13 protein-coding genes are annotated in these 18,402 nt (G+C 58.5%); 9 read left to right on the top strand and 4 right to left on the bottom strand.

Going from position 1 to position 18,402, the window contains the following annotated elements; genetic code table 11:
* The first annotated feature begins 61 nt into the window (after positions 1-61).
* From IMCC20628_RS11525 to IMCC20628_RS11515, 3 genes are all read left to right on the top strand, one after another.
* Positions 62-1,345: an O-acetylhomoserine aminocarboxypropyltransferase gene (locus IMCC20628_RS11525; RefSeq protein WP_047030340.1), complete on the top strand. Its 1,284-nt coding sequence runs from the start codon at positions 62-64 to the stop codon at positions 1,343-1,345.
* Between the two features lie 119 nt (positions 1,346-1,464).
* Entirely contained in the window at positions 1,465-1,761 is a 297-nt protein-coding gene (locus tag IMCC20628_RS11520; protein WP_047030339.1) for a hypothetical protein, read from the top strand.
* 116 nt (positions 1,762-1,877) lie between these two features.
* Positions 1,878-2,222 carry a cupin domain-containing protein gene (locus tag IMCC20628_RS11515; protein ID WP_047032487.1) on the top strand — a complete coding sequence of 115 codons (345 nt, stop codon included), beginning with the start codon at positions 1,878-1,880 and terminating at the stop codon, positions 2,220-2,222.
* On the opposite strand, the gene IMCC20628_RS11510 is transcribed toward IMCC20628_RS11515, so the two are convergent.
* The gene (locus tag IMCC20628_RS11510; RefSeq protein ID WP_047030338.1) at positions 2,223-3,434 is read right to left on the bottom strand and encodes a cytochrome P450; all 1,212 of its coding nucleotides are present in this window, start codon (positions 3,432-3,434) and stop codon (positions 2,223-2,225) included. It lies immediately after the preceding gene.
* Positions 3,435-3,574: 140 nt separating this feature from the next.
* Positions 3,575-4,168, bottom strand: a complete 594-nt coding sequence (locus tag IMCC20628_RS11505) for a hypothetical protein (protein WP_047030337.1) — start codon at positions 4,166-4,168, stop codon at positions 3,575-3,577.
* Between the two features lie 580 nt (positions 4,169-4,748).
* Between IMCC20628_RS11505 and IMCC20628_RS25120 the strand changes: the two genes are divergently transcribed.
* The 6 genes from IMCC20628_RS25120 to dnaE all read left to right on the top strand — a co-directional run bounded on the left by IMCC20628_RS25120 (position 4,749) and on the right by dnaE (position 15,636).
* Positions 4,749-5,375 carry a peptidase inhibitor family I36 protein gene (locus IMCC20628_RS25120; RefSeq protein ID WP_052766397.1) on the top strand — a complete coding sequence of 209 codons (627 nt, stop codon included), beginning with the start codon at positions 4,749-4,751 and terminating at the stop codon, positions 5,373-5,375.
* A 401-nt stretch (positions 5,376-5,776) separates the two neighbouring features.
* Positions 5,777-6,403: an ATP-dependent Clp endopeptidase proteolytic subunit ClpP gene (clpP, locus tag IMCC20628_RS11490; protein ID WP_047030335.1), complete on the top strand. Its 627-nt coding sequence runs from the start codon at positions 5,777-5,779 to the stop codon at positions 6,401-6,403.
* Between the two features lie 312 nt (positions 6,404-6,715).
* The gene (gene clpX, locus IMCC20628_RS11485) at positions 6,716-7,996 is read left to right on the top strand and encodes an ATP-dependent Clp protease ATP-binding subunit ClpX (RefSeq protein ID WP_047030334.1); all 1,281 of its coding nucleotides are present in this window, start codon (positions 6,716-6,718) and stop codon (positions 7,994-7,996) included.
* A gap of 335 nt (positions 7,997-8,331) precedes the next feature.
* On the top strand, positions 8,332-10,770 hold the full coding sequence (gene lon / locus IMCC20628_RS11480; RefSeq protein ID WP_156174488.1) for an endopeptidase La: 2,439 nt from the start codon (positions 8,332-8,334) through the stop codon (positions 10,768-10,770).
* A gap of 415 nt (positions 10,771-11,185) precedes the next feature.
* A complete protein-coding gene (hupB, locus tag IMCC20628_RS11475; RefSeq protein ID WP_047030333.1) occupies positions 11,186-11,458 on the top strand; it encodes a DNA-binding protein HupB in 273 nt (90 codons plus the stop codon).
* Positions 11,459-12,072: 614 nt separating this feature from the next.
* Positions 12,073-15,636 carry a DNA polymerase III subunit alpha gene (gene dnaE / locus IMCC20628_RS11470; protein ID WP_082128107.1) on the top strand — a complete coding sequence of 1,188 codons (3,564 nt, stop codon included), beginning with the start codon at positions 12,073-12,075 and terminating at the stop codon, positions 15,634-15,636.
* A gap of 41 nt (positions 15,637-15,677) precedes the next feature.
* On the opposite strand, the gene IMCC20628_RS11465 is transcribed toward dnaE, so the two are convergent.
* On the bottom strand, positions 15,678-16,886 hold the full coding sequence (locus IMCC20628_RS11465) for a hypothetical protein (RefSeq protein WP_156174487.1): 1,209 nt from the start codon (positions 16,884-16,886) through the stop codon (positions 15,678-15,680).
* Positions 16,887-16,979: 93 nt separating this feature from the next.
* On the bottom strand, positions 16,980-18,284 hold the full coding sequence (locus IMCC20628_RS11460) for a DNA polymerase IV (RefSeq protein ID WP_047030332.1): 1,305 nt from the start codon (positions 18,282-18,284) through the stop codon (positions 16,980-16,982).
* Positions 18,285-18,402 lie beyond the last annotated feature (118 nt).

The following is an 18,402-nucleotide window of genomic DNA, read 5'->3' as shown; positions in this document are numbered from 1 at the left end:
CGGCCCGCACATGCGGGATAACCCCTTCCAGACTATTTGTCGGGCACAAGGGGAGAAGTCCATGTCGAACAATCAACCAGGTTTTAACACGCTTGCCATTCACGCGGGAGCCCAGCCGGATCCTGCGACGGGCGCGCGCGCCACGCCGATCTACCAGACCACCGCCTTCGTTTTTGATGACGCCGATCATGCAGCCTCGCTGTTCGGGTTGAAGGCCTTCGGCAACATCTACACCCGCATCATGAACCCGACCCAGGCTGTGCTCGAGGAGCGGGTTGCGGCGCTCGAAGGCGGCACCGCGGCGCTCGCTGTGGCCTCCGGCCATGCAGCACAATTGATCGTGTTCCACACCATCATGAGCCCGGGCGACAATTTTGTTGCCGCCAACCAGCTCTACGGTGGCTCGATCAACCAGTTCGGCAAATCCTTCAAATCGTTTGACTGGAATGTGCGCTGGGCCGATCCGGCCGATATGGCGAGCATTGAAAGCCAGATTGATGAGCGCACCAAGGCGATCTTCGTCGAAAGCCTGGCCAATCCGGGCGGCACATTCGTCGACATCAATGCCATCGCCGAAGTGGCGCACAAGCATGGATTGCCGCTGATCGTCGACAACACCATGGCCTCGCCCTATCTGATCCAGCCGATCGAACATGGCGCCGACATCGTTCTCCACTCGCTGACCAAATTCATTGGCGGTCACGGCAATTCCATGGGCGGCGTGATTGTTGACGGCGGATCGTTTGATTGGTCGAAATCCGGCAAATACCCGACCCTGTCGGAGCCGCGATCAGAATATGGCGGCATCGTGCTGCACGAGAGCTTTGGCAATTTTGCCTTTGCCATTGCTTGCCGCGTGATCGGCCTGCGGGATCTCGGCCCGGCAATCTCGCCGTTCAACGCCTTCATGATCCTGACCGGCGCCGAAACGCTGCCGCTGCGCATGCAGCGCCATTGCGACAACGCGCTGGCTGTCGCCGAATGGCTGTCCAAGCACGACAAGGTCGCCTGGGTGCATTATGCCGGCCTGCCTGGCCACGACAACCACGCACTCCAGCAGCGCTATTCGCCCAAGGGCGGCGGCGCGGTTTTCACCTTCGGCCTCAAGGGCGGTTATGATTCAGGCGTCAAGCTTGTCGATGGTCTGGAGATGTTCTCGCATCTGGCCAATATCGGCGACACCCGCTCGCTGGTGATCCATCCGGCCTCGACCACCCACGCCCAGTTGACTCCCGAGCAGCAGACCGCGGCAGGCGCCGGCCCGGACGTGGTGCGTTTGTCGATTGGTATCGAAGACGTCAAGGACATCATTGCCGATCTCGAGCAGGCGCTTGCCAAGGCTTGATGCAGATCCGCTGAACGAAGAACGGCCCGGCAAACAATGCCGGGCCGTTTGATCTGCAACAATCCCAAACATTCCGGAACGCGCTAGACTTGAACTGAACCCAATCAGTGGAGGCCTGCATGCCGCGATTCAATGTGTCTGTTCTCATGAATGCCGCCGCCTTGACCCTGGCGCTGACACCGCTGGCCCAAGCGCAATCGGCCAATCCAGCCTGGCTCGATCAGCTGTCAGAGCAACTCGCCATCGAGAAGGATTGCGCAGTCGACTACTTTCTCAACATGAAGGAAGGCGAGTTGGCCGGACGGCTGACTTTTGAAGCCCGTGCCCAGTGCGCCGATGGTCGTCAGTTCGATGGCTCTCTGACCGAACCTGAAGAGAAATACACCATCAGCGAATGCGGCACACAGGTCTGTTGATCTGTATGCCGTTCACGTCTGGTCAGACCTTCTATAGGTGAGCTTTCAATTGCTTTGCGAGCAGGCATTGAGGCATTGAGGCATTGTAGGGAATGTTTCAGCAATTGCGAGCTACCATGGCCACACCAAATTTCATCCGAGTCAGCCCTTCCGTCGAGCCCGAAGTCTCGAGGCCCGAGCCGGAAAAAGTGCTCGCAGGCGATCCGGTTCACACCACCTGGAACCTAGAGGAGCGCGACGGTCTTTACTGCGGCATCTGGCAGTCGACGCCGGGCACATGGCGGATCTCCTACGACGAGTGGGAGTATTGCCACATTCTCGAAGGCATCTCGGTAATTTCGGAGGATGGCGGCGAGGCAGTCACTGTGAAGGCAGGCGACAGTTTTATCTTGCTGCCTGGCTTCAAGGGAAGCTGGCAAGTGATTGAAACGACTCGTAAGGACTACGTCATCCGGCTCTAGCTATGAGCGGGCCAGCAGGCTTTCCAGCCCGTGAAAATGGTAGCTGTCGCGATAGCGCGGCGGTTGGGTGAGCTTGAGGTCGGGCAACCGCGAAAACAGCACCGCAAGCGATTCCTGCAGTTCAAGCCGCGCCAGCGGCGCCCCGATACAAAAATGCAGACCGGCGCCAAAACTGACATTTTTCTGGTCAGCCCTTCCAGGTCGGAATTGGTCCGGCGCCTCGAACGCGGACGGATCACGATTGGCTGCACCCAGCAGCAACGCCACCTGTTCGCCCGGCTTCAGCGTCACCGGGCCGAGATCGATCTCCTCATAGGCATAGCGGGTAAACATGTGCAGCGGCGCGTCAAACCTCAATGCTTCTTCGACCGTGGCTGCCGATGCTGCTGGAGTCTCGAAGAACCGGCGCGGATCGCCGCCCTGATCGAGAATGGTTTTCACCGCGTTTCCTGTCTGGTGCACGGTGGCCTCGTGCCCGGCATTGAGCAGCAGCACGCAGGTGGAGATCAGTTCGTCATCGCTGAGCTTTTCACCGGTATCGCGCACCGCAATCAGCGCCGACAACAGATCATCGGCATTGGTGTGTCTGTGCTCTTCGATATGCGCCGTCAGAAACGCGCCGAAATCTGCCGAGGCACGGTTGGCCCTTTTTTCAGTTTCGCGGGAGCGCTGCGGCACATACATCTCGCACATGGCATGCGACCAGCCGAGCAGGTCATTGGCGCGAGCCACGGGAACACCGAGCAATTCACAAATTACCGTGAGCGGAATGGGTGTGGCAAAATACGGCAGCAAATCGAAGGCTTGGCCAGCGGGCAGGGCATCAATCAACTCCTGTGCCAGCGCGTGAATGCGCGGCCTTAACCGTTCCACCGAACGCGAGACAAAGGCGCGGTTGACCAAGGTTCTGAGCCGCGAGTGCGCAGGTGGTTCGCGTTCGAGCAGCGAACCGCTTTCGATCCGGTCAAAATCGGCAAGATGCTGGCGACCCTCGACCGGGTTCAGCGGTGCGCCCCAGCGGTTTTCCCGGCCCAGCCGCCGGTCGCGCAGCAGGCGATTGGCCAGATCATAGCCCGCCACGCACCACATGGAATATTCTTCCCAGTAGAAAACCGGAGAAGTGCGGTGCATGTCTGCGTAGAACCGGTACGGGTTTTGAACGAAGTCAGGCTCACGGGGATCTTGCGAAATGAAAAGCTGGTGCGAGGTCATTGCCGAGGCTTAGCGCGGATTGAACTGCAACGAAATCCAATGCTTTGGGACAGCCTCCGATTTCCCGGGGATAAATTGTATAAAAAACCGCTCCGGTCGAGGGAGCGGCTTTGCGGTGCCAGATAGCCTGATTGTCGGGCTTAATTGCAGCGTTTCTTGCCCGATACCTGCACCCAGCCGGCAGAGGCGGGGCGAACTTCGACCGTGCGCGCCACCGTTTTGATCACCGGCGGCACCTGACGCGCGATGGTGCGTGCGGGTTCGACAACCACCGTGCGGGTACGGTGGCCATAACGCGCCGGAATTCGCTCATGCACGGTGCGTGCCGACTGCACGACCACGGTCTGGGCTTGCGTGGCGTATTTCGCAGGATGCACCACTTTGCAAAGTGTTTTGACCCCGTGCACATGGCGCCATTCCCAGCCGACGGATTTGGCGCGGACCAGAACCTTCTGGTGCACTGTCCTGGTCACAGCCGGGATGGTGCGGGCGATCACCCGCTCCGGTTCGATCAGCACCTGCTCGGTGATCGTGCCGTAGCGCGCCGGAATGGTTTCGTGCACCACACCGCCGGGCCGCACCACCACTTGCTGATGCACGGTCTTGTAAACTGCTGGCTGGTGGACCTGCTGATAGCAGGCCAAGGTCTTGCCGCCGGCAAACGCCGGCGATGCCATGGACACGGCCAGTACTGTTGCGATTGCTCCGCGGCGAATGGACAAATAATCCGACATGTTGCTCTCCCTGATGACGCTCGCGGCACTTGATCGGCCGTCATTGTTCTTTGGTGGCAGCAAGTGTGCCGCAGTCCCGGCGCTGAGGGAAGCAAAACCTTGCGTTAAAGTGCCTGGTAAACACCAACCGATACTGTCGCTCTGTCAGGCATTGTGCGCGTGGCCGGATACGGCGCAATCGCGGGGTCCATGGGAGATCTTTATGCGGCACGGCCCGAGACGGCCGAAAATGCCGATCGGTGTTGCTACCTCTACGTCCCCGATATTCAGACGGCGCTTCAGCGTGATTTTCGGAATCGGATCTCAAAGGCGGCGAAAACCTTGCTTCCTTGCGGGGGGAAGCATGGCAAGGCCGGGATGAAGGCTAGATAATCGTCTTGGCCTCTCTCTCGTCAGAAGCCAATCCGGACTTGATGGCATCCTGCCACTTGTGGTCGATTTACAGGACGAACAAGTCAGCTTCGAAGTGACTTCGTGGAGATCCGTTGACGGAGATCAATGCCGGTTCCCAATGATGAGCAATATACTGAACGTATTCCATGCGTTGCATGGAGGTAATCATCAAACGGGAGGTTCGGGTATGAGTATCAATCTTGTTAAGGCGGGCGCTGTCTTGGTCTTGGCGCTCCAGCCAATGGCCGCAGGTGCAGCCACGATGGCCGGTTGGCAGATGCAAGCAGCGCACGTCGGAGCGGTCAAAGTGCTGGTCGCCCGGGCGGAGAACGGCAATTTGCTTCTCGCGCAAAATCAGAACCAGAGCCAGAACAATGCAGAAAACCAGAACCAGACCCAGAGCGGAAATCAGAACCAGAACAGTACAGAAAACCAGAATCAGAACCAGACCCAGAACAGTGCAGAAAACCAGAACCAGAACCAGAGCGGAAATCAGAACCGCAACCGCAACAACGATACGGAAGCCGGTCTTGCAACGGCAACGGCTCAGGCGGTCATGAAAGCCAGTTATGCATGTTTTTACGAATCTCCGGCATTCAAGGGCGCGAAGTTCTGCGCTGAGACCAGTGATCGGGCGACGTCTTCTCCGGCTGGGTGGAACGACCGGATTTCGTCTATCGAGATTGTCGGCAAGGTGAAGGTGAGAGTATGCACCGATGCGGACTTCTCAGGCACATGCAAGGTTTACAGGTCCAGTCAAAAGGCTCTCCCAAAAAATCTGGATGACGCCATTTCGTCCTGGACAGTGGAATAGCGGACTGAGGATCTCAATCTGTCTGCAGTCAAAAGCCGGAAGGCCGGGTGGTTCACTCGGCCTTTCCTTTTGTGCCAGCGTGCTTGCGGCGATATGAAGTCAGTCCGTGCTGAGGTAGATCAATCTGAGGTACGGAAGCCCGGTTGACCACGGACGGCATTCCGGAACGAAACAGAGATCGGCTGCGTAGATCGGCATGATCAGGCGCGGTTTGGGTGTTTATTTGCCCGTATTTCAAAACCGTAACCTCGCTTTAACGCCAATCGGGAACAACGTCGCCTAACCGTTTCACAGCCTTACATCTTGAAGCGACGGGGGGGCACACTCTATGTAGTGGGTTCAAAGAGATTGATTCCCCGCAGGCCGTGGCGCTTGTGGGGCCGTTTGACAAGGGAAGCGCAATGAAAAATACAGTTGATAACGCCATGGCCCTGGTGCCCATGGTCGTTGAACAGACAAACCGCGGCGAGCGGTCCTATGATATTTTTTCGCGGCTTCTCAAGGAGCGGATCATTTTCATCACTGGTCCGGTCGAGGATCACATGGCGACACTGGTCTGCGCCCAGCTTCTGTTTCTCGAAGCCGAGAACCCGAAGAAGGAAATCGCCATCTATATCAATTCGCCCGGTGGCGTGGTCACAGCCGGCATGGCGATTTATGACACCATGCAGTTCATTCGGCCTGCTGTCTCGACCTTGTGCGTCGGCCAGGCTGCGTCAATGGGATCGTTGCTTTTGTGCGCTGGTGAAAAGGGCATGCGTTTTGCCACGCCGAACGCTCGCGTCATGGTGCATCAGCCGTCCGGCGGCTTCCAGGGACAAGCGTCCGACATCGAGCGCCACGCTCAGGACATCATCAAGATGAAGCGCCGGCTCAACGAAATCTATGTCACCCACACCGGCAAGGATTACGAGACAGTCGAGAAAACTTTGGACCGGGATCACTTCATGACGGCGGCCGAAGCGCTCGATTATGGCCTGATTGATAGGGTTATCGACAAGCGTGAATACATCGAAACGCCGACATAGCGGTCGGATCGGATCCATTTGAATGCTAAAACGGCGTTTTCACAGCCATTGCGCTACTCCTGCAACACGTTTTCGTGGGCTTGGGGTGGCGCAACCTGTGCATCGCGCTAGAATGGACGTTAAGTCTATGTTCAAATTCTATGGCATAGCATCGTCAGATTGACGGGGATTCGTTGCCCTCGGCTTCAGGACTGATTACCTGAGGACCGGGATTGTACCCCGAATTGCCTGTAGGCCCTGACGCTCCGGCGTCGGGGAAGTCAGGTGCGACATATCCGGGCTTGATGCCGGGAATGCGGGAAGGAAAGTGAAATGAGCAAGGTCAGCGGCAGCAACGGCGGCGATACCAAGAATACCCTTTATTGCTCTTTCTGCGGCAAGAGCCAGCATGAAGTGCGAAAACTCATTGCCGGTCCAACAGTGTTCATCTGTGATGAATGCGTGGAATTGTGCATGGACATCATCCGTGAGGAAAACAAATCCTCGATGGTCAAGGCGAGTGATGGCGTTCCCACTCCTCAGGAAATCATCGCCACGCTTGATGAGTATGTGATCGGCCAGCACCAGGCCAAGAAAATTCTCTCTGTAGCGGTTCACAACCATTACAAGCGGCTCAACCATTCGTCCAAATCGGGCGAAGTGGAACTGGCCAAGTCCAACATCCTGCTCGTCGGACCCACCGGCTGCGGCAAGACCTATCTGGCGCAGACACTGGCGCGCATCATCGATGTGCCATTCACAATGGCAGATGCCACGACACTGACCGAAGCCGGTTATGTCGGTGAGGATGTGGAAAACATCATTCTCAAGCTGCTGCAGTCCGCTGATTACAACGTCGAACGCGCCCAGCGCGGCATTGTCTACATCGATGAGGTCGACAAGATCTCGCGCAAGTCGGACAATCCGTCGATCACCCGCGACGTTTCGGGCGAGGGCGTTCAGCAGGCGCTGCTCAAGATCATGGAAGGCACGGTTGCCTCGGTGCCACCGCAGGGCGGCCGCAAGCATCCGCAGCAGGAATTCCTGCAGGTCGACACCACAAACATTCTGTTCGTTTGCGGCGGCGCCTTCGCCGGCCTCGACAAGATCATCTCCGCGCGCGGTGAGAAAACCTCAATCGGCTTTGGTGCTAATGTCCGCGCCCAGGATGAACGCCGTGTCGGCGCCGTCTTGCGCGAGCTCGAGCCCGAGGATCTGGTGAAGTTCGGCCTGATCCCGGAATTCATCGGCCGTCTGCCGGTGTTGGCTACACTTGAAGATCTTGATGAAGATGCTCTGATCCAGATCCTGACCCAGCCGAAGAATGCGCTGGTCAAGCAGTATCAGCGTCTGTTCGAGATGGAAGATGTGGAACTCACATTCCACGAAAGTGCTCTGGTTGAAATCGCCAAGCGCGGCATCGTCCGTGCGACCGGTGCACGCGGACTGCGCTCGATCATGGAGAAAATCCTGCTCGATACCATGTTCGAACTGCCGACACTCGAAGGTGTGCGCGAAGTCGTCATCTCCGACGACGTGGTCATTGGCAACGCCCGGCCGCTCTATATCTATGCGGAGCGTGGCGACGAGACCAAGGGCTCGGCTTCGGCCTGACGACCTCGGTTGGCAAGTCGATATCTTGTTGCCAGCGGGCCCTTCGGGGCCCGTTCGCGTTTGTCGCCGGGCTCAGTTTGGTGCTGAGTTCTGGAAATGCTGTTCAGTGGTGTTTGGGCAAGGCTCCAGCTTCCCGCCACTTTCGTTGTCTAATATGCTTCCGAATCGGAAATGGAGCAATTCCGGCATAGGTTCGACTTGAAACCGGGTCGCAGGTTCTCCAATTAGACTGTAGAAGGCTTTATGTCTTAAAGGGCGCGAATGGCGGTCGCTGGATCAACCGGGGCTGCACCCCGCGTTGCCAATCGGCCCGACTGGCCACGAAAGGAAATCAAATGCCGGACAAAAAAGTGAGTTCTGCTCATTCGCCCAAAGAGGCTGGTGTCTATCCCGTTCTTCCGTTGCGCGACATTGTCGTGTTTCCGCATATGATCGTACCGCTGTTCGTCGGTCGCGAAAAATCGATCCGCGCACTTGAGGAAGTCATGGGCACCGACAAGCAGATCATGCTTGCCACCCAGATCAATGCCAGCGATGACGATCCAGATCCCTCGGGCATTTATGAAATCGGCGCGATCGCCAACGTCCTGCAATTGCTGAAATTGCCCGATGGCACCGTCAAGGTGCTGGTCGAAGGCCGTGCGCGCGCCGAAATCGTCGGTTACACCGACCGTGAAGAATACTACGAAGCCCGCGCCGTCGAACTCGCTGAGCCTGAAGAGGATCCGGTTGAGGTCGAAGCGCTGTCGCGTTCGGTCGTCTCGGAGTTTGAAAACTACGTCAAGCTCAACAAGAAGATCTCGCCAGAGGTTGTCGGCGCGGCTAGCCAGATCGACGATTATTCCAAGCTCGCCGACACCGTGGCTTCGCATCTGTCGATCAAGATTCCCGAAAAGCAGGACATGCTGTCGACCATCTCGGTGAAGGGCCGCCTGGAGAAGGCGCTCGGCTTCATGGAAGGCGAGATTTCGGTGTTGCAGGTTGAAAAGCGCATCCGCTCCCGCGTCAAGCGGCAGATGGAGAAGACCCAGCGCGAGTATTATCTCAACGAGCAGATGAAGGCGATCCAGAAGGAACTCGGCGACGGCGAAGACGGCCGCGACGAAATGGCCGAGATGGAAGCCCGCATCACCAAGACCAAGCTGTCCAAGGAAGCCCGCGAAAAGGCTGACGGCGAGTTCAAGAAGCTCAAGCAGATGAGCCCGATGTCGGCGGAAGCCACCGTCGTCCGCAACTATCTCGATTGGCTGCTGGGTCTGCCGTGGGGCAAGAAGTCCCGCGTCAAGATTGACCTCAAGGCCGCCGAGAAGGTGCTTGACGAAGATCACTTCGGCCTGGAAAAGGTCAAGGAGCGGATCGTCGAATATCTTGCCGTGCAGGCACGGTCCTCGAAGATCAAGGGCCCTATCCTCTGCCTTGTCGGACCTCCCGGCGTCGGCAAGACCTCGCTCGCCAAATCGATCGCCAAGGCCACCGGTCGCGAATATGTCCGTATGGCATTGGGCGGCGTTCGTGACGAAGCCGAAATCCGTGGTCACCGCCGCACCTATATCGGCTCGATGCCCGGCAAGGTCATCCAGTCGATGAAGAAGGCCAAGAAAATCAACCCGCTGTTCTTGCTCGACGAGATCGACAAGATGGGTCAGGATTTCCGTGGCGATCCATCGTCAGCATTGCTCGAGGTGCTGGATCCGGAACAGAATTCGACGTTCATGGATCACTATCTTGAGGTTGAGTATGACCTGTCCAACGTGATGTTCATCACCACGGCCAACACGCTCAACATTCCAGCACCACTGATGGACCGGATGGAAGTGATCCGCATCGCCGGCTACACCGAGGACGAGAAACAGCAGATTGCCCGCAGGCATCTTCTTCCCAAGGCCGTGCGTGACCATGCGTTGCGTCCCGAGGAATTCGAGATCACCGACGGCGCGCTGCTGCAGATTGCCCGCACCTACACACGCGAAGCCGGTGTGCGTAACTTCGAACGCGAATTGATGAAGCTTTCGCGCAAGGCTGTGACCGAGATCCTCAGGACCGGGGTGAAAAAGGTCAGTGTGACTGAGGAAAACCTCGCCGATTATCTCGGCGTGCCGCGCTTCCGCTACGGCGAGGCCGAGTTCGACGATCAGGTTGGTGTGGTCACTGGTTTGGCCTGGACCGAAGTTGGCGGCGAACTGCTGACCATCGAAGGTGTCATGATGCCCGGCAAGGGCAAGATGACGGTCACCGGCAATTTGCGTGATGTGATGAAGGAATCGATTTCGGCGGCGGCGTCCTATGTACGCTCGCGGGCGGTTGATTTCGGCATCGAGCCGCCGATGTTCGACAAGCGGGACATTCATGTTCACGTGCCCGAAGGCGCCACACCGAAGGACGGTCCTTCGGCCGGTGTCGGAATGGCAACGGCGATCGTCTCGATCATGACCGGCATTCCGGTGCGCCGCGATGTCGCCATGACCGGCGAGATCACCCTGCGCGGTCGTATCTTGCCGATTGGCGGCCTCAAGGAAAAGCTGTTGGCGGCTCTGCGCGGTGGCATCAAGACCGTGATGATTCCGGAAGACAACGCCCGTGATCTCCCCGAGATTCCGGACAATGTCAAAAACGGCCTGGAGATCATTCCGGTGGCGAAGATGGGCGACGTGCTCCGTCACGCGCTGGTCCGGATGCCCGAGGCCATCACCTGGGATCCCGATGCCAAGCCGGAAGCTCCGATCGCATCTGATGCAGGCGACACGGGCGATACCGGTACGACCATCGCCCACTGATAGATGGCCGGCCTGACTGGGTTCAGTTGAGCCGCGAATACCATATTGCGAACAAGACACCGGGCCGCGCATCGACGAGATGTGCGGCCCGCTTGCGTTTGACCGGCGCGGTATCTGGAGCTGTCGCTGTTATCGGTCGGTGGCGGGTTTCATGGCGGTCACGACCGGTTCGGTACGGTTTCGTACATATGTGTTTGGTTTCGTATGAACGGGCACAATCTCGGACGGGTTCGCAACCTTTTGGTAACCTTATGCGTTCTTTGTCCACTCAAGCCGCAGATCGTGGCCAAATTGTCTGTAGAAAACCTCTATAAAGCCCCGGTTTGCGGGGAGTTTGGTTGCTTGCTGCGTCGAGATGCGTAGGATCACGGCATCGAACAAACTGAGTCGACGAAACGCCAGGAAAGGTATTAAAATGAATAAAAATGAACTCGTGGCTGCTGTGGCCGAAAAATCAGGCCTCAGCAAGGGTGACGCAACATCGGCTGTCGAGGCGGTTTTTGAAACCATCACAGGCGAACTCAAAAACAGCGGCGACGTTCGCCTGATTGGTTTTGGCAATTTCACAGTGTCACGTCGCGAAGCCTCCAAGGGCCGCAACCCGCAGACCGGCGCTGAAGTCGATATTCCGGCCCGCAACGTGCCGAAATTCTCGGCCGGCAAGGGCCTCAAGGATGCGTGCAACTAAGCCGCAGTCCTGAAGCAAATCAACGAAGCCCGGGCGCCAGCGCCCGGGCTTTTTTGTGCCTGCTGATCAGTTTGCCGGCACGCGGATAGCGGTCCGGAATGCGTTCCCTACAATCTGGTGCAGTGCGCTTGACAAGAGAACAAACAAGGAACTATAAAGAAACATACAGGGAATATAGGAGTTGATCATGACAGCATTTGCCCGCGATCTTGCCGCTTTCGTTTCCATGTCACTGTTTGTGGCGAGCTTTGCCGTCCTTGCGATGGCGTTCTAATCCAATAGTTTTGCCACCGGCTGCGCCACGGTTCGCTGGGTGGGCATTGGCTGCATTGTGCGCCTGGTCTTGCGACGTGTTTTTGCCGCAAGTGGCGCTGGTCTCCTGCCTGATCCTTCGCCGGCCCGGATTGGTCCGGGTAAGCGTCAGCAGCGTTTTGTAAGCCTGAAACACGGACCGGTCGCGCCGCCGGGGATATCAGTCTTCATTGGGCTGTGCGTTGTCATCATTTCACAGCCTGCGCTCTGGACTTTATGGTCCGGGTCCTCACAATTGTTGTTTGAGTCTTGGGTCGCGTCGATTGGACGCCTGACCTCGGGCCAATCGGCAAGGGATTTCAATGGCGCGGGAAAGCAAGTCGGCCAAGGTGCTGGCCAATCTGGCTGCGGGTACGCAGCAGGCGCGTGAGCGTGACACCAATATCGAAGGCCGCAGCTCGGAAGCGTGGCCGGGCTTTGTGCATTTGCGCGTTCATTCTGCCTATTCGCTGCTTGAGGGCGCGCTGCCGATCAAGACCCTGATCAAGCGGGCAGTGGCTGACGATCAGCCTGCGCTGGCCATCAGCGACACCAACAATCTGTTCGGGGCATTAGAGTTTTCGGTCAAGACCATCGAAGCGGGCATTCAGCCGCTCATCGGATGCCAACTCGATATTGACATGGAGGATGGCCAGGACACGGAGCGCCGTTCTCATCGTGATCATCTGCAAAAGGCGCCGCACATAGTCTTGTTTGCAGCGACGGCGGCTGGCTATGACCGGCTGGTGGCGCTTGTCAGCCAGGCCTATCTCGATGGAGACAACAGCGATCGTCCGCATATTTCGCTGTCATGGCTTGAACAGGGCGCCGAAGGGCTGATTGCCCTGACCGGTGCTGCCGGTGGGCCGGTGGATCAGGTTTTGCGCGAGGGATATCCGGACCGGGCCAGAGACCGTCTTGAACGACTCAAATCCGTGTTCGGCGACCGGCTCTATGTCGAATTGCAGCGCCAGCGCGGATTTGACCGGGCACACGAAGCCAAGATGATTGCGCTCGCCTATGAGTGCGAAGTGCCGCTGGTTGCGACCAACGAGGCGTTCTTTCCCACCCCCGATGATTTCGAGGCCCATGACGCGCTGATGGCGGTTGCCCACAATGCGGTCATGTCCGATGATCGGCGGCCGCGTCTGAGCGTCGACAATTGCCTGAAATCCCGCAGCGAAATGACAAGCCTGTTTGCCGACATTCCGGAAGCGTTGGCAAACTCAGTGGAAATCGCCCGTCGCTGCAGCGCGATTGTCGAGAGCCGCGCTCCGATCCTGCCCCGGTTCACCGGTGGTGGTGAGGATGACCCGGAGGCAGCTCTGGCCGCCGAAGCCTCCGAATTGCGGCGGCAATCGCTCGAGGGGCTGGAGCGCCGGCTTGCCCGGACCGGCATGGCCGACGGATTTGTCGAAACGGACTATCGCGAGCGGTTGCAGGTCGAACTCGACATCATCGAGTCAATGAAATTTCCCGGTTACTTCCTAATCGTGGCTGACTTCATCAAGTGGGCTAAGGATCAGGGCATACCGGTAGGTCCTGGCCGTGGTTCCGGCGCTGGTTCGCTGGTCGCCTACGCGTTGACCATCACCGACGTCGATCCGTTGCGCTTCTCTCTGCTGTTTGAGCGCTTTCTCAACCCCGCCCGGGTATCGATGCCCGACTTTGACATCGATTTCTGCCAGGATCGCCGTGAAGAGGTGATCCGCTATGTGCAGAAGAAATACGGCCGCGAGCAGGTCGGGCAGATCATAACATTCGGAAGCCTGCAGGCGCGCGCCGCCTTGCGCGACGTCGGCCGGGTGCTCGAAATGCCCTATGGTCTGGTCGACCGCATCTGCAAACTGGTGCCCAACAATCCAGCCGCTCCAACGCCACTGCACAAGGCGATCGAGGAAGAGCCGCGCTTCGCTGAGGAAGTCGAAAAGGAACCGGCGGTTGGCCGCTTGCTCGACATCGCGCAAAAGCTTGAGGGTCTGTACCGCCACGCCTCGACACACGCCGCGGGTATCGTCATTGGCGACCGGCCCTTGTCGCAGCTTGTGCCGATGTACCGCGATCCGCGCTCTGACATGCCGGTCACCCAGTTCAACATGAAATGGGTGGAGCAGGCAGGCCTGGTCAAATTCGACTTTCTTGGCCTCAAGACCCTGACGGTTCTCAAGACTGCGGTCGGTTTTATCGCCAAGCGCAATATTACCATTGATCTCGAAACCTTGCCGCTTGATGACACTCCGACCTACGAGATGCTGTCGCGCGGCGAAACCGTCGGCGTATTCCAGGTGGAATCGGCCGGCATGCGCAAGGCGCTGATCGGCATGCGTCCCGACCGGATCGAGGACATCATCGCGTTGGTGGCGCTCTACCGTCCGGGCCCGATGGAAAACATCCCGGTCTACAATGCGCGCAAGCATGGCGAGGAGGAACTGGCGTCGATCCATCCCAAGATCGATGGTCTTCTTGCCGAAACCCAGGGCGTCATCGTCTACCAGGAACAGGTGATGCAGATCGCCCAGGTTCTGGCCGGCTATTCGCTCGGCGAAGCCGACCTTTTGCGCCGCGCCATGGGCAAGAAGATCCAGGCGGAAATGGACAAGCAGCGCGCCCGCTTTGTCGATGGCGCCGTCGAACGCGGCGTGTCCAAGCCGCAGGCCAATCTGATTTTTGACCTTCTCGCCAAGTTCGCCAATTACGGTTTCAACAAGTCTCATGCCGCGGCCTACGGTATCGTTTCCTATCAGACGGCCTATCTCAAGGCGCATTATCCGGTCGAGTTTCTCGCCGCCTCGATGACGCTCGATATGTCCAACACCGACAAGCTGAATGACTTCCGTCAGGACGCCAAGCGGTTGGGCATCGAAGTTGTGCCGCCATCGGTGCAGACCAGCTTCCGCCATTTCGAAACCGGCGACAACCGGATCTACTATGCGCTGGCTGCCATCAAGGGCGTTGGCGATGCGGCCGTCGAGCATATTGTGACGGTCCGCGGCGATGAAGCTTTTGCTTCACTCGAGGATTTCTGCACGCGCATTGATCCCCGCCAGGTCAACCGGCGGGTGCTTGAAAGCCTGATCGCCGCCGGCGGCTTCGATTGTTTTGGCCAGGAGCGTGCTGCCTTGAGTGGCGGCCTTGACCGGATTCTGGGCTTTGCCCAGCGCGCCCAGGAAAACCGCATCAGCGGGCAGAGCGACATGTTCGGTATCGGCGGCGGTGGTGCGACAGAGGCCGAAACCATACAGTTGCCCGCTGTCATGCCCTGGTTGCCAGCCGACAAGCTGCACCGCGAATACCAGGCGCTGGGCTTTTACCTGTCCGCCCATCCGCTTGATTCCTATAATGAATTGCTGGCCAAGATGCGAGTCCAGACCTGGGCGGATTTCTCGCTCGCGGTCAAGGCCGGCGCCACTGCCGGCAGGCTTGCAGGCACCGTTACCAGCAAGCAGGAACGCAAGACCCGCACCGGCAACAAGATGGGCATCATCGCCTTTTCCGACAGCTCCGGTCAGTATGAGGCAGTGCTGTTTTCCGAAGGCCTGGCGCTCTACCGGGACCTGCTCGAACCCGGCAAGTCGATCGTCATCACCGTTACCGCCGAGGAACGGCCGGAAGGTGTCGGGCTCCGGATCCAGACTGCCGATTCGCTGGAAGACCGGGCGGCGCGCGGCCAGTCCGCACTGCGGGTCTATATGCGTGATTCAAAGCCGCTCAATTCTGTATCGACGCATCTGAAAACCCGTGGCGAGGGGCAGGTGTCATTTGTCATGATCAAGGATGATGGCCGCCGCGAAATCGAGGTGACGCTGTCGGACCGCTACAGGATCACGCCACAGATTGCCTCGGCGCTGAAGGCGGCGCCCGGCGTGCTGGATGTCGAACTGGTTTAAGCTGTGCGGTGGCTTAAATACGTTATTTCAAGGCGCTGTTGCTAATGGACAACCGCCATGGTGGCAATGGTTATGGCATTCAGTCCCATGCCCCACAGCACGGTCAGTGGAAACAGCGGTGACTTCTGGCGTTGAATTGCATAGGCGAGCATCACCAGTGCCGCCGGCAGCCAGTCGAGCATATAGCGCTGGACATTGTACTGGGTGTAGCCGTTGGAGTGGTAAAACAGCATCACCGTGATCAGCCCCGCCACCAGTAGCCCGGAAAACACGGTGCGGCGGTTGATCGGAGTGAAAAACAGCATCGCCAACCATGGGCTCGCCACCAGGAATGCGGTGCCGAAACGGTCAATTCCTACCAGCTCCATGTTTCCCGGCCCCTCGAACCGCGCGTGAAATCCCTGCACCAGCGCATGGTAAAGATTGAAGGGCAAATAGCTCAGGCTCCACAATCCATGCGTGGCCAGCCGCTCTTTCAGAATGCCGGGTGGATAGTCGATATAGGCGTAGCCGCTATCGAACGGCGAGCCGAAGCGGGCCTGATTGTAGAGTAGATAAATTCCGATCGCCGCAACCACCGGTATCCCCAGTTTGATCGTCCGGTTGATCTTGTCCGGCATTGCCGACAACAGCGGCGCCTCGGTCCGCAGCGAAAAGATCAAAAGCAGCGGTACGTAGAAGATGCTCATCTGCCGGCTCAGAAAGGCACAGGATATAGCCACGCCTGCGCTTACCAGACGCCCGGCCAACGCCTCGTGAATGGCCAGACTGGTCATCAGGAATCCGATAGACTGGGCGAAGAACCAAATGCCGTCACCACGAATGGTGACAAAGAGCAGGGGGCTGGAAAAGCCGACCGCCATAATCAGCCAGATCCATGCCGGATACCTCACTCCCAACAGCCGGAAGACACGGATCCATATCAACAGTGACAACAGGAAACAGAGTATTGTCAGAGGGATGAAGCCGAAAGTTGATGCTCCGCCGATGGCAGCCAGCGGCATCGCGGCAAAGCCGGGGAATGGCGGAAACACCACATAGGTCCGGCCATTGAAACTGGCGCAATCGAGATCGAAGCAGGTTTCAACCCACAGTCGGCCGTTCAAAAATGCATCGGCGACCAGAGCCGCGGAATTCTTTCCGCCAACTTCGGTCAGTGCGGCATAGACGAGTGCCGCCAGAAGCAGTCCGGCAATCAAAACGCCGGCTGGCAATAGCAGCCGCTCGCGCAAGGAAGAAGAAGGTGTCAAGATTCAGGATGCTCCCACGTCTTTGCCAACCCCGCTGATTGGCGCAGTCTTGATCATGCCAAAACTCCGCGGCCAACTGAACCAGAAGTGGGTTCAGTCCTCCTCCGCCTGCCGAAGCTTGCGTGATGTCCCGAATGTATATCCTGTTTCGACTATGTTTTGGCCGAATTTTTGTCGCACCTTGTCGATAGCGCTTTCTGCCACTGCTCGCCGCGCCGCTGCCGGGTCGACCAGGTCGGGCGGATCGGCGCGCGCCGCGTCGGTGAGGTCGGTAACGCCGATGCCGATCAGCCGGAACAGGTCCGGGCCAAGCTCGCGCTCCAGCAGATGCAGCCCGGTGCGGAAAATCCGGTCGGCCAGCATGGTCGGGTCCTCAAGCTTGAGGTTGCGCGTCCGGCTTTTGAAATCCGACGTCTTGAGCTTCAGCACCACGGTTTGTCCGGCGATCGCGGAGGCCTTGAGCCGGGCAGACACCTTTTCCGAGAGCCGCCTGAGCACCGGCACGAGGTCCTTGGCGTCCGACAGGTCGGAATTGAAGGTGGTTTCGGCTGAAACACTCTTGGCGCCCTCATTGAGATGAACTGTGCGCTCGTCCTCACCGCGGGCCAGATGATACAGCCGCTTGCCCATCACCCCGTAGCTGCGCATCAGCGCGGTTTCTTCCATCGTCTGCAACTGGCCGATGGTCCGGATGCCATCGCGCTCCAGCGTCGCCGCAAAGGCCTTGCCGACGCCCCAGATCATGGTCACCGGGCGCGGCTTGAGAAATTCAAGTGCCTCCTGTTTGCCAATGACGGAGAATCCGCGCGGCTTGTCGAGATCGGAGGCCACCTTGGCGAGGAACTTGCAGTAGGACAATCCGACCGACAGGCTGATGCCGATCTCGGCTTCAACGCGGGCGGCAAAGCGCGCCAGGGTGCGGGCAGGGGTGTCCTTGTGTAATCGCTCGGTTCCGGCAAGGTCCAGAAATGCCTCGTCGATGGAGATCGGCTGCACCAGGGGTGTCAGTTCTTCCATCAGCCGCCGGACATCGCGCCCGACGCGGACATATTTTTCCATGTCCGGCTTGATCACCACCGCATCGGGGCAGGCCTCGAGCGCCTTGAACATAGGCATGGCCGAACGCACGCCATGAATGCGGGCGATGTAGCAGCAGGTCGAGACCACGCCGCGTTGGCCGCCGCCGATGATCACCGGCTTGTCGGCAAGTTCCGGATTGTCGCGCTTTTCCACCGTTGCGTAAAACGCGTCGCAATCCACATGCGCCAGCGTCAGCGTGTCGATCTCGGCGTGGCGGATGATGCGTGGGCTGCCACAGGCATGGCACCGCCTTGCCTCCGCGCGGGCGGTGGCCAGGCAGTCACGGCAAAAGCCGGGAAGGGAAGACGCTGCGGACATGGTGAGAACAAATATTGAACATCGAGCAAATTCGCAATAGATTTCGACTCAGTGAATTGCCCCGTTTCGTTGAAAGCCAAAACCAATGAGCCTGACCATCCGTCCCGTCACGCCCGAA

The organism is Hoeflea sp. IMCC20628 (genome assembly GCF_001011155.1).
Taxonomy (GTDB): Bacteria; Pseudomonadota; Alphaproteobacteria; order Rhizobiales; family Rhizobiaceae; genus Hoeflea.
The sequence above is the reverse complement of the archived record's forward strand: the minus strand, read 5'-3'. Positions and strand labels throughout refer to the sequence as shown.